The sequence below is a fragment of the Nonomuraea helvata genome (assembly GCF_039535785.1).
GTDB lineage: Bacteria > Actinomycetota > Actinomycetes > Streptosporangiales > Streptosporangiaceae > Nonomuraea > Nonomuraea helvata.
In genome coordinates, this window is record NZ_BAAAXV010000005.1 from 471,671 (window position 1) to 487,542 (window position 15,872).

14 protein-coding genes are annotated in these 15,872 nt (G+C 70.4%); 7 read left to right on the top strand and 7 right to left on the bottom strand.

Annotation, left to right across the window (positions count from 1 at the left end):
- Nucleotides 1–3: 3 nt before the first annotated feature.
- Together ABD830_RS21615 and ABD830_RS21620 are read left to right on the top strand one after the other, a co-directional pair.
- Nucleotides 4–156, top strand: coding sequence for a hypothetical protein (locus ABD830_RS21615; protein WP_344990073.1), 153 nt, complete (start codon nucleotides 4–6; stop codon nucleotides 154–156).
- A 27-nt stretch (nucleotides 157–183) separates the two neighbouring features.
- Nucleotides 184–1,485, top strand: a complete 1,302-nt coding sequence (locus ABD830_RS21620) for a cryptochrome/photolyase family protein (protein ID WP_344990076.1) — start codon at nucleotides 184–186, stop codon at nucleotides 1,483–1,485.
- Here the strand turns inward: ABD830_RS21620 and ABD830_RS21625 are convergent.
- Entirely contained in the window at nucleotides 1,452–2,957 is a 1,506-nt protein-coding gene (locus ABD830_RS21625) for an SDR family oxidoreductase (RefSeq protein ID WP_344990078.1), read from the bottom strand. The two genes, ABD830_RS21620 and ABD830_RS21625, sit on opposite strands and share 34 nt — an antisense overlap.
- Nucleotides 2,958–3,058: 101 nt before the next feature.
- Nucleotides 3,059–4,480, bottom strand: a complete 1,422-nt coding sequence (locus ABD830_RS21630; protein ID WP_344990081.1) for a phosphatidylinositol-specific phospholipase C domain-containing protein — start codon at nucleotides 4,478–4,480, stop codon at nucleotides 3,059–3,061.
- A 150-nt stretch (nucleotides 4,481–4,630) separates the two neighbouring features.
- On the opposite strand from ABD830_RS21630, the gene ABD830_RS21635 reads away from it, so the two are divergent.
- The gene (locus ABD830_RS21635) at nucleotides 4,631–6,106 is read left to right on the top strand and encodes an LCP family glycopolymer transferase (RefSeq protein WP_344990083.1); all 1,476 of its coding nucleotides are present in this window, start codon (nucleotides 4,631–4,633) and stop codon (nucleotides 6,104–6,106) included.
- 34 nt (nucleotides 6,107–6,140) lie between these two features.
- Here ABD830_RS21635 and ABD830_RS21640 read toward each other — a convergent pair whose 3' ends face one another.
- A complete protein-coding gene (locus ABD830_RS21640; RefSeq protein ID WP_344990086.1) occupies nucleotides 6,141–6,761 on the bottom strand; it encodes an acyl-homoserine-lactone synthase in 621 nt (206 codons plus the stop codon).
- Between the two features lie 103 nt (nucleotides 6,762–6,864).
- Complete coding sequence (locus ABD830_RS21645; RefSeq protein WP_344990088.1) at nucleotides 6,865–8,055, bottom strand: cellulose-binding domain-containing protein; 1,191 nt, start codon at nucleotides 8,053–8,055, stop codon at nucleotides 6,865–6,867.
- 294 nt (nucleotides 8,056–8,349) lie between these two features.
- Here ABD830_RS21645 and ABD830_RS21650 point away from each other — a divergent pair, with 294 nt between their 5' ends.
- Both ABD830_RS21650 and ABD830_RS21655 read left to right on the top strand, forming a co-directional pair.
- On the top strand, nucleotides 8,350–8,949 hold the full coding sequence (locus ABD830_RS21650) for a cadmium resistance transporter (protein ID WP_378521039.1): 600 nt from the start codon (nucleotides 8,350–8,352) through the stop codon (nucleotides 8,947–8,949).
- A gap of 23 nt (nucleotides 8,950–8,972) precedes the next feature.
- Complete coding sequence (locus ABD830_RS21655; RefSeq protein ID WP_344990092.1) at nucleotides 8,973–9,932, top strand: GNAT family N-acetyltransferase; 960 nt, start codon at nucleotides 8,973–8,975, stop codon at nucleotides 9,930–9,932.
- On the opposite strand, the gene ABD830_RS21660 is transcribed toward ABD830_RS21655, so the two are convergent.
- A complete protein-coding gene (locus ABD830_RS21660) occupies nucleotides 9,914–10,474 on the bottom strand; it encodes a GNAT family N-acetyltransferase (RefSeq protein WP_344990095.1) in 561 nt (186 codons plus the stop codon). The two genes, ABD830_RS21655 and ABD830_RS21660, sit on opposite strands and share 19 nt — an antisense overlap.
- Nucleotides 10,475–10,792: 318 nt before the next feature.
- Here ABD830_RS21660 and ABD830_RS21665 point away from each other — a divergent pair, with 318 nt between their 5' ends.
- Entirely contained in the window at nucleotides 10,793–10,936 is a 144-nt protein-coding gene (locus ABD830_RS21665; RefSeq protein WP_344990097.1) for a hypothetical protein, read from the top strand.
- Between the two features lie 59 nt (nucleotides 10,937–10,995).
- Complete coding sequence (lanL, locus tag ABD830_RS21670) at nucleotides 10,996–13,536, top strand: class IV lanthionine synthetase LanL (RefSeq protein WP_344990099.1); 2,541 nt, start codon at nucleotides 10,996–10,998, stop codon at nucleotides 13,534–13,536.
- Nucleotides 13,537–13,679: 143 nt separating this feature from the next.
- Here lanL and ABD830_RS21675 read toward each other — a convergent pair whose 3' ends face one another.
- Both ABD830_RS21675 and ABD830_RS21680 read right to left on the bottom strand, forming a co-directional pair.
- Nucleotides 13,680–14,453, bottom strand: a complete 774-nt coding sequence (locus ABD830_RS21675) for a hypothetical protein (RefSeq protein ID WP_344990102.1) — start codon at nucleotides 14,451–14,453, stop codon at nucleotides 13,680–13,682.
- A gap of 407 nt (nucleotides 14,454–14,860) precedes the next feature.
- On the bottom strand, nucleotides 14,861–15,829 hold the full coding sequence (locus ABD830_RS21680; RefSeq protein ID WP_344990104.1) for a zinc-binding dehydrogenase: 969 nt from the start codon (nucleotides 15,827–15,829) through the stop codon (nucleotides 14,861–14,863).
- Between the last annotated feature and the right edge of the window lie 43 nt (nucleotides 15,830–15,872).

A 15,872-nucleotide genomic window follows, 5' to 3' on the forward strand; every position in this document is an offset into this window, starting at 1 on the left:
GTCATGGAAATCGCCTTCATGCTCGTCATGAGCGTCATCGTCGGCAGTGTCCTCGTCGGTGGGGTGGCCGCCCTCGTGCTGAGCGGCATCAGGGACCGGCAGTGGCCGGTGCTCTGGCGGCGGCGCGTCGTCTACCGCGGTTTCGTCCCCCGCTGACCACTCTGCCTGACCGATACTGTCCACATGCGTGATCAGGGGGAGAACGCGCTGATGGACACGGCGATCGTGCTGTTCAACAGGGACCTGCGCGTGCACGACCACCCGGCACTCGCCGCCGCGTGTGATCGCGCCGCGCGGGTGGTGCCGCTGTTCGTGCTGGACCCGGCCGTACCGGAGGGGCAGCGGCACGGCTTCCTCCTGGAGTGCCTGGCCGATCTGCGCGCCTCGCTGCGGGCGCGCGGAGGCGATCTGGTCGTGCGGCAGGGCGACGTCGTCCGCGAGACGATGCGGCTGGCCACCGAACTGGGTGCGGCGGCGGTCTTCGCCGCCGCCGACGTCAGCTCGCTCGCCCGGCGGCGTGAGGAGCGCTTCGCCGGGGAGCGGATCGAGTTCCTGCGCTTCCCGGGCGTCACCGTCGTGCCTCCGGCCGAGCTGCTGCCCTCGGGCGCGCCGGCCAAAAGGGGCGACCACTACCGGGTCTTCACGCCGTACTGGCGCGCGTGGCAGCGTCACGTCCGCCGCCCGCAGCTGCCGCCTCCCCGCCGGGTGCGCATACCCGAGGGCCTGGCGGTGGGCCGGCTGCCCGATCCCGATGGGCGCGGGGCCATGCCCGGCGGCGAGTCGGCGGCCCGCGAGCGCGCCGCGCGGTGGCTGCGGCAGGGCCTCGACGACTACGCCGACGGGCGCGACGACCTGGCGGGCGACCGGACCTCGCGGCTCAGCCCGTACCTGCGCTTCGGCTGCCTGTCTCCCCTGGAGCTGGCCTGCCGCGCCGAGCGGAGCGAGGAGTTCGTCCGCCAGCTGTGCTGGCGGGACTTCCACCACCAGGTGACGTACGCGTTCCCGCAGATCAACCGCGAGAACTACCGCCACGGCGAACGGCGCTGGCGGCACGACGAGGACGCCTTGCAGGCCTGGCAGGCCGGCATGACCGGGCTGCCCATCGTGGACGCGGGCATGCGCCAGCTGCTGGCAGAGGGCTGGATGCACAACCGGGCCCGCCTGATCGTGGCGGCCTACCTCGTCAGGCGCCTCGGCCTCGACTGGCGCGACGGCGCCCGGCACTTCTTCGAGCTCCTGCTCGACGGCGACGTGGCCGACAACTCCGGCAACTGGCAATGGGTCGCCGGCACCGGCAACGACACCCGGCCCAACCGTTCCTTCAACCCGCTGCGTCAGGCCAGACGGTACGACCCGATGGGCGACTACGTCCGCCGCCATGTTCCCGAGCTCGCCGGCCTGCCCGCCGAGCACATCCACGAGCCGTGGCGGCTGCCCACGCCGCCGCCCGGCTATCCCCCGCGGCTCGACGGCCCGGACGAGTAGACGCCCCTCAGCGGTCGCCTGGCCGTCTCCGCTGCCGCCGCCAGGTTGACGGGCATGCGCCCGAAGACCAGGCCATGGAAGGGGGACGTCGCCCACCAGTAGAGGTGGCCGAGCAGGCCGTGCGGATGGAAGATCGCCCGCTGGTGGTAGTACGTACGGCCGGAAGAACGGGAGACGCTCAGCTCCAGCCAGGCCAGACCGGGCAGCCGCATCTCGGCGCGCAGGCGCAGGAGGCGGCCGGGCAGCACCTCCTCCACGCGCCAGAAGTCGACGGTGTCTCCCACCCTCAGCCGGTACGCGTCGCGCCGCCCGCGGCGCAGGCCGACCCCGCCGAAGAGCCTGTCCAGCAGGCCGCGCAGGTGCCAGGCGACCGGCAGCGAGTACCACCCGTTGTGGCCGCCGATGCCCTCGATGACCCGCCACAGGGCCTCCGGGTCCGCGGCCACCTCGATGCTGCGGGAATCGGTGTAGAGGCTGCCGCCGGCCCAGTCGGGGTCGGTCGGCAGCGGGTCGCTCGGGGCGCCGGGCGTCGCGGCCGAGGACCAGCGGGTCGCGACATCGGCCTCCTTGATCCTCTTGAGCGCGAGCGACACGGCCTCGGGGAAGCCGATCAGGCCGGCTTCGGGGTCGGGCACGTACCGGCTGATGTCGTGCTCGCCGCAGACCGACTCGTTGCGCAGCGACTCGACCAGTGGCCGCGCGATCCCCGAGGGGACCGGGGTGACCAGCCCCACCCACAGGCTCGACAGTTTCGGGGTGAGCACCCGCACCGGGATGATCACGCGATGGGGCAGGCCGGCCACGGACGCGTACCCCTGCATCATGTCGGCGTAGGTCAGCACGTCCGGGCCGCCGATGTCGAAGGCCCGGTTGACCTCGTCAGGGACGCTCGCCCAGGCGGTGAGGTAACGCAGCACGTCCCGGACGGCGATGGGTTGCGTACGGCTGTGCACCCAGCGAGGCGTCGTCATGACCGGCAGCCGTTCGGTCAGGTGACGCAGCATCTCGAAGGAGGCCGAACCCGAGCCGATGACCACCGCCGCGCGCAGCACCACCGCCGGCACGCCCGCCCTCAGGAAGATCTCGCCGACCTCGGCCCTCGAGCGCAGGTGCGGGGAGAGCCGCTCGCCGGGGACGAGGCCGCCGAGGTAGACGATCCGGCGCACCCCGGCCCGCTCGGCCGCCGCCGCGAAGGTCTCGGCCGCCCTGCGGTCGTTCTCGGCGAACCGGCCGGACCCGCCCATCGTGTGGATCAGGTAGTAGGCCACGTCGATCCCGTCCAGGGCCTGTCGCGTCTGTCCGGGATCGGTGGCGTCCGCCTGGACGATGTGCGTCCGCGCCGCCCACGGCAGGTCCCGCAGCCGCTGCGGGGACCGCGCCATGCAGCGGACCTCGTGACCGGCCGCGAGCAGCTCGGGGACCAGCCGGCCGCCGATGTAGCCGGTGGCCCCGGTGACCAGACAGCGCGCCATCTCCGTACCCTTCGCAGCCCCTTTCTCCGTTCGGTTCCATCAGGCGGCGAGGGGAATCCGGATCGGGCGCAAAGATGTCTTTGCCTTGGACCGGCGGCGTCCTACTCGACGGCCCCTGACTGGGCGAGGAGGTCCTGGTACCAGCTGCGGTACGGGTAGTTGGTCGCCGGATAGTTCGCCGGCGGGTCGGTGGCGTTGCCCGCCGAGTCGAAGTCCCAGCCGCGCACGAGCCGCCCGGCCTGCCGTGCCGCGGTGATGAACGACGACTGCGTGGCGGGCGCCGCGTAGAACAGCGCGCCCTGCTGGAGTTCCGCGCTGTCGCCCTGCTGGAACTCGTCGAAGGCGGTCTGCTGGTAGCGGATGCGGTCACCGGTGTACCTGTCGGTGTCCAGCCGCAGGGTCTGGGACGGGGTCGGGCCGTCGGCGCCGGTCCACACGTGTACGCGCGACGTGCCGCTGGCCGAGGTGGTCTTGTCGTAGCGGGCGTCGGAGGTCTTGGCGTTGCCGCTCCACGAGACCGTCATCGCGCCGGCGTCGAGCACGCCGTCCCAGGTCCAGTTCTGGCTGTTGCTCTGGCTGCGGTGTATCTCGCGTATCCGGGTGCCCGTCGCGTCGGTGAACCTGACCGTCGGCAGGACGCCGTCGTCGTACCGGTGGCTGGACGACCAGGTGATCTCGCCGTCGGCTCCGAGGCGGCCGGTGCGGTACCACAGCGTGGTCGCGTTCTCGGACTGGTGGACCTCGACCAGGTCGCCGTTGTCGTTCAGCGCGACGGCCGGTGTGACACCGGTGTCGTACCTGCCGTGGCGCAGCCAGGTCACACGGCCGTCGGGTCCGTACGTGCCGCTCCAGTACCAGAGCGCGCCCGAGCCCGAGTCATGCACCTCCACGACCTGGCCGCGGCCGTTGATCGCGACGGCCGGGTGATAGCCGATGTCGCGTTTGTACAGGGTACGGGTCTGGCCGTCGCCGGAGAGCAGCGGGAGCACCCGGCCGCGCAGCGCGTCCACCGTCGGCGGGCTCGCCGGGTAGTCCTTGGCCCAGTACAGCCGCGACCCGAAGACGGAGGTGAGCTCCTGGTTGAGCGCGGCCAGGTTGCCGGCGGCGTACGAGGCGTTGTCGGTCAGGTCGTCCTTGACGTCGAGCGCGACGACGATCGGGGCGGCGGTGGGGTGCTGCGCGGACCAGGTGTTGATCACGTTGAGCCAGTCGCGCAGGCGGTTCGAGGCGGGGTTCCCCGTGTGGTCGACCTGGTTGCCCGGGGAGTCGTGGCCCACGGAGTAGTCGTGCGAGGTGGCGTAGTCGTTGTCGTGGATGTCGAGTTCGATGAAGCGGATGCCGTGGTCGAGTTGGTAGGCGATCGAGTTCTTCGCACCGTCGACGTTGCCGGAGTAGCTGTTGTGCGTGGCGCGGAAGATCGCCGAGGGTAACGGCAGGTCCGCCGTCGCCTCGGCGTTTCCGCTGATCAGCAGCGTGGAGGCGGCGACAGCGAGCACCGACAGGGCGGCTCTTGAGGGGGGCATTCCCTGATCTTCACATCCGGGGTGGTCCCCGACAATACGCTCCAGATGCCGGGTTCATGTGACGACTTCGATCCACCGCGACATTTCCGGCGGCCCGATTTGCTAAATTCCTTGCACGATGGGGCACTGTGTTGCCCAAGGGGAGAGCGGATGCGCAGGTGGACTGCTCCGTCCGTGATCGGCTGGACGCTCGCGTCGATCGTTGTGCCAGGCGCCGCGCATTTGCGCGCCGGGCGCAAGCGCACCGGTCTGATCATGGCGGGGATTTTCGGGGTGTTGCTGATCGGCGCCGTGGTGGCGCTGCTCAACGCTGGGGCACTGGCTGGTCTGCTCCTTGACTCGACCTGGCTGGCCGTGGTCACAGGGCTGTGCGTGGTGGCAGGGCTGGCCTGGGCCGCGGTCGTGATCAGCTCGTACATCGTGCTGCGCCCTGGCAGGCTGAGCCGGTGGGGTCAGATCGGAACGGCTGCCGTCGCGGGCGTGCTGGCGGTGACCGTGGTGCTGCCCTTCGGGTTGGCCGCCACGACCGCCCACACCTCCAACGACGCGATCGGCGGCGTCTTCCAGGACTCGCCCTCGCAGCCGATCGATCACAAGGATCCGTGGCGGGGACGCGATCGGCTCAACATCGCGCTGCTGGGCGGCGACGGAGCGAACTCGCGCAAGGGGGTGAGCATCCGCACCGACAGCATCAACGTGGTCAGCATCGACGTCCACACGGGCGACGCGATGGTGTTCGCGCTGCCGCGCGAGATGGAGAACGCGCCGTTCCCGCCGGGCTCCGCGCTGGCCAAGCGGTTCCCGCCGCCGAAGAACTTCTGGCTGCCACCGGGCCAGGGCCGCGGCTCCGCGGACCTGATCAACGGCATCTGGGCCTACGCCGACATGCACCCCGAGGTCGCCGGCCACGCCCCCAACCGTGCCCCGGAGGCGGTCAAGGGCGCGCTCGGCCAGATCCTCGGCCTCAAGATCGACTATTACATGCTCGTCAACATGTGGGGCGTGGCGCGGCTGATCGACGCCCTCGGCGGCGTCACCATCCATGTCGAGCAGGACATCTGCTACGGCGTGGGCCGTTCCGACGGCGGCGTGGTCAAGGCCGGCACCCGCACGCTCAACGGCACCCAGGCCCTCTGGTACGGCAGGGCCCGCGACCATCCGGGCAGCACCTGCGCGGGCGCCGACAACCACACCCGGATGCGCCGCCAGCAGTGCGTGATGAGCGCCATGCTCACCCAGCTCAACCCGAGCAACGTGCTGCTGAAGTTCAACGCCCTGGCCCACGCGGCCAAGCAGACCTTCCGCACCGACATCCCGCGCGACCTGCTGCAGGACCTGGTCCCGCTCGCGCAGAAGGTCAAGGGCGCCCGCGTGTCCAAGCTGAACTTCGTTCCACCCGCGTACAACCCGGCCTACCCGGACTATCCACGCATCCGCCGGGCGGCGAGCGCCGCCCTGCGCTCCCGTGGCTCGGCCCAGGCGGTCCGCACCGCGCCCGCCACCCCTTCTCCGAGCAGTTCGGCCACCGCCACGCGCTCGCCGCGGCCGCGTACCACGCAGCAGCCCGGCCGGCTGGAAACGCTGGGCTCGTCCTGCGTGCCCGGCACCGGCAAGAAGGGAACCTAGCCGGGGCTGCGCGCCGGCGTCGGCACGCAGCCTCCTACTGCCCTTCCCACACAGGGAACACGTTCTCCAGGAAGGCCTTGGTCGACGTGAGGTAGGCCGAGCAGAGCATGCTGCCGAGGCGCGTCGCCCGGCCGTCACCGAGGCGCCGGGTGGGCACGCCCATGGCGTTCACGCTGCGCTCCACGGCCACGCTGGAGACCGCGACCACGGCGTCGCCGTGCTGATCGACCCAGCGGAACGCCTCCCAGATCAGCGCGCGGGCAAGGGGGCCGAAACCCGCCGCCACCGTACGGGACCAGGCGCCGCCGGTGGCCAGGCGGCTGAGCTCCCAGACGGCCGGATCCTGCGGAGCCTCGCCGCCACGTAACGCCTCCGGAAAAACGTCGCGGAGCATGTACGGACCGACGGTGGGCAGCAGCCGGCAGCACCCCGTGACCTCCTGGCGGCCCGCCACATGACTGATCACATAAACCGGGTCGCAGTCGTCGAAGACATCGCGTTCCCTTCCGCGGACGCTGGCGACGTCCCAGCGGAGGCGTTCGTAGAACACTCTGTGGCGGAGGCGGAACATGCCGTCGAGCAGCCACGCCGGCAGTTCGCCCGCTCCACCGACCACGATCCGTTGCGCACGTCTGTCCCCCGGGAAATCGTCCACGAACACCCCTTCGCGAATGAACCGGCTCCTCGCCGATCGCTTCTTTTCGAGTTGTTCGCGGACCCGGGGGCTCAAGATGACATGGACTGCCGCCTGACGATCTCTAGCAGGACAGCGGTGACGAGCCGAGTGCCACGTCGTCGTACCAGAGGGTGTCCTGGTCGCTGCCGTAGCTCTCCCAGCCGAGCCGTAGCGTGGCCGGGCGCGGCGCGGTGGTGCGGCGCAGCCACTGGGAGTCGACGTCCTGGGTCGGGGTGCCGTCCACGCGCAGGCCGGGGATCTCCTGGTCGTCCAGGTACGTACGCATCGACTGCCTGGTGGTGTCGACCTGGTAGCGGAGGCAGACCCAGCGGTTGACGGGGAGCGGGGTGCTGAGCGCGACGCCCGCCGGGCTCTGCTCGGGCAGCGTGGCGTCGTCGGACTCGCGGTTCCATTGCAGGGCGCCGTTCTGGCCGCCGATGCGCAGGTCGCGGTTGCCGTCATTGGCATCGGCCATGGTGATCATGCTGACGTGCGTCGCGGGCAGCGCGGTCGTGTGCCGGACCCACATCCTGGCGTAGACGACCGGGCCGACGTGGGAGACGTCCCGGGTGGTGCCGACGAAGAGGTGGTTGCAGTAGCCGCCGCCCCCGTTGACCCGCAGGGACTTGCCGCCGCTGTGCGCGATCGCGGTGTCGATCGCGGCCGTGCCGGTGCCGGCGCAGTTGGGGGTGACGACCTGCCAGTCACCCGACGGGGCGCCCGCCTGGTCCTCGAACCCCGAGCAGACCGTCGCCCCGGAGCAACCGGGCGGCACGGTGGGGGTGACCGTCGGCGTGACAGTGGGTGTCACCGTGGGTGTCACCGTGGGTGTGACGGTGGGGGTCTGGCTCGGGGTCGTGGTGCCGTTGCAGGCCACGTCGTTGAGTGTGAAGTCGGTGGGCGCGGGGTTGGCCGCCGACCAGGTGGCCTGCAGGCCGAACTCGGCGCTGCCACCCGTCGCGAGCGCGCCGTTCCACGCCACGTTGACCGCCGTCACCACCTTGCCGCTCTGCTCCACCTGGGCGTTCCAGGCGCTCGTCACCCGCTGGTCCCCCGCGTACGTCCACCGCAGCCGCCACCCGCTGAGCGCCGTCCCCAGGTTCGTCACCTTCACCTGCGCGGTGAAGCCTCCCTGCCACGAGTTGGCGGTGTAGTCCACCTTGCATCCGACGGCCGCCGAAGCGGGCACGCTCACGGCGATGCCGCCGATCGCCAGGGCGACACAGACAACGACTGCCCAGAGCCGGGCGGGCAGCGCGAGAGGACGGGACATGACATCGCTCGCCTTCTGGGCTCGGTGGGGCGCGGCCACAGAATGGGAGCGCTCCCAAACCATCTCCTGACGACGATGTTTCGCGGCACCAGGCCGAAGTGTCAACGCCGTCCCCTCCCCTGCGCCCCTTGACCACACCTCCTTCTACGCACCTGACCAGGCAAGCTCACCGCCTGACCGGCCCGACCCGCGCCTGAACCTTTCATCACCGTCACCGGCAGCAGCCCGCGGTGTCGTTGACCGGTAGGGTCACCCAGGACACCGCACGGCGAAAGGGAATAACCCGGCGTGAACATGGGCGTCATCGGGCAGGCAGCGGGACTGTTCGCCGCCACCAACATCGACGACATCTTGCTCTTGGCGCTCTTCTTCGCTCAGGGCGCGGGACGCCGGGGCGCGGCAGCGCGAGTCGTGGCCGGTCAGTACCTCGGATTCCTGGGCATTCTCGCCGTGGCCACGGCGGCGGCCTTCGGCGCCACCTTCCTGCCTGCGCCGGTCCTGCCCTATCTGGGCCTGCTCCCGCTCGCTCTGGGGCTCAGGGCGGCGTGGCAGGCGTGGAAGAACCACCGCGACGGTGGCGAGGACGACCTCGCCGGCGAACATGACGGCGGGCCGAAGGCGCTGGAGGTCGCCGCGGTCACCTTCGCCAACGGCGGCGACAACCTCGGCGTGTACGTCCCGGTGTTCGCCACGGCCGGTGCCGGCTCGATGAGTGTCTACATCATCGTCTTTCTGGCGCTGGTCGCCGTGTGGTGCGCGGCCGGGCGGTTCTTCGCCACCCGCCCGGTCATCGCTCGGGCGCTGAGCCGCTGGGGTCACCTCCTGCTGCCGATCGTCCTGATCGGCCTCGGCGTGCTCATCCTCGTCGAGGGCGGCGCCTTCGGCCTGTCCTGATCCGCGGCCGGCAGCCTAAGATCATGGACGTGAAGTGGGGACCGCTCACCACGGACGATGCCCCGGCCTGGGCCGAGTTCGCCGCCGCCGTCGAGGCGGTGGACAGGACCGGCAGCCACGCCACCGTGGAGCAGATGGCAGAGCGCCTGGCCAATCCGCTGCTCAACCTGCCGGAGGGCACACTCGCCGCCAGGCAGGACGGCCGGATCGTCGCGCTCGGGCTCGCCCCGGTCAGAGAGGCGGCGGACCCCGTCCATGTGATGGATCTCTGGGGCGGCGGCGTGCACCCCGACCACCGCAGGCGCGGATACGGCAGGCGGATCATCGACTGGTCCCTCAGAACCGCTCCCGCACTACATGAAAGGCGCCATCCCGGCAGACCTCTCCATCTCCATCTGCACGTCCATGACGGCAACCATGACCTCGCCAAGCTCGCCGAGGAGGCGGGGTTCGCACCCGCTCGCGTCTTCCAGAGCAGGCGGCGCGAACTGGCCGTGCCGATCCCCCCGCCGCGAGTTCCCGAGGGGGTCGCGATCGTCACCTGGGCACCGGAGCTGGACGAGCAGGCCCGCAAGGTACGCAACGCCGCCTTCCGCGACCACTGGGGTAGCACGCCGCACACCCCGGAAAGCTGGAAGCGCCTCATCACCGGCACAACCGCCTTCCATCTGGAAGGCTCGTTCCTGGCCACGGCCGGCGGGAACGCGGTGGGCTGCCTGCTGACCCACCGGCGAGAGGCGGACCCGACGGCCATCGGCGCACACGAGGCCTGGATCCAGATCGTCGCCACTGTCGAGGAGTGGCGCGGAAGGGGCGTGGCGAGCGCGCTGATCACGCATGCCCTCACCGCGTTCAAGGCCCAGGGGTACGGCACCGCGGGGCTGAGCGTCGACGCCGCCAACGGAACGGGCGCGATCGCGATCTACGAGCGTGCCGGCTTCGCTGCCGTCAAGTCTGTCACCACCTACGTGCGTGCTTTCTGAGTGGAGTTCATGCGCACGTGCAGGTGCCCCTCGGAAGGGAAGACAGGGGGCTGGGCGGGGAGCACGGAGCTCAGGACGTATCGGCATTTCTCGGCCACGCGGCAGGAAGCGTGGTTGTCCACGGCGTGCAACAGATCAAGGCGGGCCAGCGGCATCACGTCCTGCGAGCCGAGCGCCCACCGCGACACGCACTCAAGGGCGCGGGAAGCGATTCCTCGGCCCCGGGTCTCGGCCGATGTCCAGTAACCCACCTCGGCGGAGGCGCCGGCGGGATCGACGCCTCCCTTGACCGCGATGTGGCCGACGGGCCGGCCGCGCTCCACTATGGCGAAGCTGAAACGGACGCCGTCGTCCCACCCCCTGTTCTGATCGTCGATCCATTGGCGAGCGTCTGACTCGCCGGCCAGAGAAGTGATCAGCCAGCGGCGCATGAGTGGGTCGCGATGAGCCGTCACCAGGGCTGCTGCGTCCTCGGCTCGCCATGGTCGAAGACACAATGCCGGCGCGGACGCGGTGGGTGCTACGTACAGGACTGTTTTCATAGGCTCCCCAAGCTTAATGCCGGCACTGGCGCCCGCTTCGCCGAAAGGGAATCCGCAACCCCTTCTTCAATTTCGGAGGCAATAAGATCGACATAAATTTCGGTCCGATCCTCATGGCGCTCATTGAGCGTGTCGCATCGATTACTCATAGGCGTTCCCGCCGCCACTCACTACGGGAAGCCGGCATTCAAGACCGCCTGACCTGGGCTTATCCGACGCCGACCCGCGGACTCCGAAAGGGGATCTTGACAGGACTCCGCCGGATGTTAGCATTACGCTGGATATCGGACGGACCGTAATAGGCGGAAAGGACGAGAAATGTCAGCGCTTCTGGAGATGGAACCCCGAGTGGTCGGCACCGACGTGATGGAGCCGGTCGTCGAGTTCGAGCAGCGGTGGGAGAGCCAGGCCGATCAGGACCGCTGCCCCGTGACGCGACCTGGGGTTTCGCTTATCTGCTGATCGCCGAGACCGGCGCGGCGCGGACGTAGCGGAATTCACTCAGATGGGGGCTGCAGGAGATGGATGAGACGGGTTCCCCAGACTGGGTCGAACAAGTCGTCCGGCAATACGTCAGCGCCGACCACACGGTGACGAGCGGCCCTGTCTGGCTGGTTGTCAGGCCGGGCGGGGCCGTTTTACCGGATCACGGATGGAAGTTACACGTATCTTCCCGCACCTCGAACTTTCCCGCGCTGGTGGAAAAACTGGTCCCATTCCTGGTGGCCGAAGGCTGCGTATTCAAGCTGGCCCGTTCGCAACAGGTGCTCCACGAGTTGAACGACGGCCAGTCAGCCGCTGAAAGCGTCGGCAAGGCATTTACTGTCTATCCGGACCAGCGACTTGTCCGTGAAGTCGGCACACGGCTCGCCCAGGCACTGCGCGGCCACCAGGGACCGCGCGTACTCAGCGACCGGAGAGTGTCCGCGGACGCTCCGGTGTACTACCGGTACGGGTCGTTCGTCGCCCGACGGACCACCGACGCGCGCGGGCAACAGATCACCCGGCTGCAAGGACCCGCCGGCGAGGAGTTCGACGAGCCCGCCGGGCTCAGCTACCGGCAACCCTCGTGGGTCGAGGATCCGTTCGTCGGTGCTCGCACAGGACCCGGCCACTCCCCTGGCGAGGTCCTGCTCAGCGGACGCTACCGCGTCGTCGTCGGGATCCGGGAAGCCGCCCAGGGCAACGTCTACCGTGCGATCGACGAGCAGACCGACCGACAGGTGGTCATCAAGCAGGCGCGCGCCTTCGTCGCCGAGCACGGCGATGGGAACGACGGCCGGATGCGGTTGCGCAACGAGCGTCGCATCCTGCAAGTTCTCGATGGAGTCGCCGGTGTGCCGCGCTTCCTCGACCACTTCCGGTACGGCGACGACGAGTTCCTGGTCACCACCGACTGTGGCCCTCGGACCTTGGCCGAAGACGTACGGCAGAACGGCCCCTACCCGACCGGGCCAGGCACAGGGGCGCGCAGCCTCGATCGGCTGGCGGGTGAGCTGGCGCGTGTCCTCACCTCGATGCACGAACGTGGCGTCATGATGCGGGATCTGTCCCCCAACAACGTGGTGATCGGCGATGGCGCCAGCATCATCGACTTCGGTCTTGCCTCCTATGACGGAGTGCACCTCCCCGGAAGGACACCAGGCTATGCGCCCGCACGGCAGGTGCGCGGCGAGCCACCGCGAGATGTCGACGACTTGCACACGCTCGGCATGACCTTGCTGTACGCGGCCACCGGTCTGCACCCGGTGACCCTTGGCGACGATCCGGAGCTGCCAAGAACGCGGGCGCTGCAAACGATCTCGCGGTACCACGGTCAGGCGCCGTCGGAAACCATGTCCGCCATCGTTGATCTGCTCGGCGACGAGGAGCATGCGCGCGCCGCACTACGGCGGCTCGCGTCAGGGGACCACCGTCGGGCAGCGTCCCCGCCGTCGCCGTCGACGCCTGTGGTCACCGCGGAACTGGCCGCCGAGGTGATGGACAACCTGGTGGGCGACCTGCTCGATCTGCTGGACAACGTACTGGAGGCCGCGGCCAACACGAAGGCCGCCAACGACGCGAGTGTCTACAGCGGAAGTGCGGGCATCGGCCTGGAGCTGCTGCACCATCGGGATCGGCCGGCCGTGCAGCGGAAGGTGCGTGAGCTGGCGGCTTTCACCGAACGCGTCACGGCGGCACCGCTGAGGACGCAACCCGGCCTGTTCACCGGCGTGACCGGGACGGACCTGTTCCTCCAGGAGGCGGTCAACTGCGGCATCAGTCTGACGGACTGGCCGGGCCGGAGCCTGCCGCCACCGGAGTGGAACTACGAGACCTTTGACCTGATCGACGGAAACGCCGGTGTCGGCCTGGGGCACCTGTATTTCTACCGCGCCAACGGCGACCCGGCAGACCTTGAGGTGGCGCGGCACTGTGCCCGCATGGTGGCGGCGGAACAGCCGCTCAGTCCCAGCACCACGCCGGGCAAGGCCGATGTGACAGCCGGACGCGCACATGGCCTGGCCGGCGTCGCCGAGTTGCTGCTCAGCCTCGCCGAGGAAACCGGCGAGTCGTGGGCACTCGAAGCCGCCGCGGACTGCGTGCGCCACCTGTCGAAACGCACCCGGACTCTCGTGCTCGAAGCGAAGGACCCGGCGGCAGAACCGATGACCATGTCGTGGTGCCGCGGCCTTTCCGGGATCGGGCAGACGCTGCTGCACGCGAGCAAGGTGCTGGACGACGCGTCGCTGGCCGACCTCGCGCGTCAGGGAGCCGACGTCTGCATCGCCCACATGCCACGACTGAGCACACTCGGCCAGTGCTGCGGCGTGGCCGGTGTCGGCAACCATCTGCTGGACCTGGCCGTTCTGGAACAGTCGGAGCGTTACCTGGAGGCGGCTCACGACCTGGCCACTCATCTGCTGCTTCGAAGCGCCGGCCCGCCGGCCCACCCCAGCTTCTTCGCCCCCGACGACCCTCCCGCCCGCTCGCTTTCGTGGGCGCAAGGGCTGACGGGCGTCCTGACGTTCGTCCGCCGATTGGCGCGCGGCGGTCCTGACTGTCTCGCGATCGTCAGGTAATGACCGTGTCGGCATCACGCCGACTGCGGCCACCGACCGCCCGGCCAGGCCAGGCCGGTGCTGCTGGTCAGGTGTGCCCGCGCCGCCGCCTCCCGCTGACGGCGGTCCGGGCCGTCCTGGTCACCTAGGGCTTTCCTCAGCGCCTACCGCACGGTGGGCACCGGCGCTTGGGAAGGCGCTGTGCTCTCGAGAGGCGGCTGCTCAGAGGGTGCCGAGGTGGGCGGCGGTGTGGCCGCCGGCGGCACGGACGTGGCCGGCGGGCCGTGCAGGGGCGCGGCGGACGCCGTGCCGCTCGGGGCAGTGCTCGCGGTGGCCCGCGTGCTGATCAGGGACGGCGTGGGCGAGAGAGCCGGGGATCGCCCACCCGACGGTGGTGCGGGCGTGACCGGGCGGGAGCGCGGCTGCCGCCATGCCGGCTCGGTACGCCGCTCCTTGGGCCCGTGCCGCCGGCCGGGCTCGGCCTTCGCGCGGGTCTTGCCGTTCACCTGGTCGGCCACCGTCTCCCCGGCGAAAATCCGGTAGATGAGGATGCCGCCGAAGCTGATCGTGAACACCAGGGCGCCCGCCGCGCCCAGGCGGAGCCACCTCAGCCGCCTGCGCGGCGGATCCGGCGGCGCCCCTGTTTCGAAGCGCTTCCGCCAGCCGGTGGCGGTGTGCTGCTTGACCTTGTTGCCGGTGCGCCGTAGGTAGTGGGCGTAAATGTCGGTGCCGACCGTGGTGGCCACGCTCATCACCGCCGCGCCGATCATCGTACCCGCCACCCCCAGGGAGGAGGCCATGACTGCGGCGGTGAGCGCGGCCAGGGCGCCGCCGGCGATCTGTGCGACGCTCAGCCGCACACGGCGCGGCTTCCCCCGCCCGCTTCGGGTGGTGCTCGTGCTCCTGCTGCCGGTCGGGGTCTTTCGCCTGGCGGTCATGCCTCCGCTGGCCAGCCTTCCTCGTGATCGGGCGCGAGCGCGCCTGGCGTGTTCGGTGCTCGCGCCCGGGTCGATGACCCCAGCGGGTACGGGGATCGAGTCCGGCTCACAACTCGGAAGGTGACACGTCAACCATGGCCATGACGGCCGAGCGGCGGCTCCCGGGCGCTGCTGGAACCAGCCACGATGGCATGGCCGGGCAGGGCCGCCGGCCGTGGCGCGCGGTGCCTGCCCTCCTCCTGATCAGGACGTTGCCATCTTTGGGACATCCGTCGCTCACCGGAACCCTGTGCACGACACCGCCCAACCATCCGATTGCGGTCGCAGGCGTTGAAGCTCTCTCGGCTGCGGGGGGCTTGACGCCCTTCGCGGAAGCCGGGCCGCTGTTAGCGACCGCCGGACGGGGGTCAGGGGATGAGCAGCGTCTTGCCGAGGGCCGTCCGCGCCTCGATGGCGGCATGGGCCTCGGCGGCGCGAGCCAGGGGGTACGTCTGGCCGATGACGGGACTGAGGCGTCCCGCTGCGGCCTCCGCCAGGGCGTCGGCAGCGAGCGCGCGCATGGCCGCCGGCGAGGCGAACAACCGGCGGCCGGTGATCAGATCGACGCCGCGCCGGAGGAACTCGGCGGAGGACACGTCAGTGAGCGATCCCCCGGCGGCGCCGAACATCAGAAAGCGGCCACCGGGCGCGACCAGCCCGAAGGACGTGCGGCCGATCTCGCCGCCCACCCCGTCGTAGGCGACCTGGACGCCCGCGCCGCCGGTCGCCCGGCGCGCCCGCTCGTCCCAGCCGGGCTCGGTGTAGTCGAGGGTGACGTGGGCGCCGAGCTTGGCGGCGAGGTCGAGCTTGCGCCGGGAGCTCGCGGTCGCGATCACCTGGGCTCCGGCGCCGAGGGCGAGCTGCACGAGCAGGGTGCCCAGGCCGCCCGCCGCCGACTCCACCAGCACCCACTCGCCGGGCCGCGGTTCCGCCGAGCGGTGGAGGCCCAGCGCGGTACGGCCGTCCGCCAGGAGCGCCACCGCGTCGTTCAGGCCGAGCCCGTCCGGCACGGGGATCAGGCCCGCGGCCTCGGCCACCGCCTTCTCGGCATAGCCGCCCGACCCGCCCAGTGACGTCACCACGCGCCGACCGGCGAGCGCGGGATCGGCCTCCGGGCCGACCGCGATCACGGTGCCGCCCACTCCGTTACCGGGGATGATCGGCGGTACGGGCAGAGGCACCGGCGCGCTGCCGGACCTGATCTGCGTCTCCACGAACGGGATGCCGATCGCGGCCACCTGGACCACCACCTGACCCGGCCCGGGCTCGGGGTCGGGCGCCTCGCCGGGCACCAGAACCTCCGGACCGCCGAACTCCCTCAACCACACAGCTCTCATGATTCCTCCTGCAGCCTTTATCGGAGCGTACCGCTCCGATAAA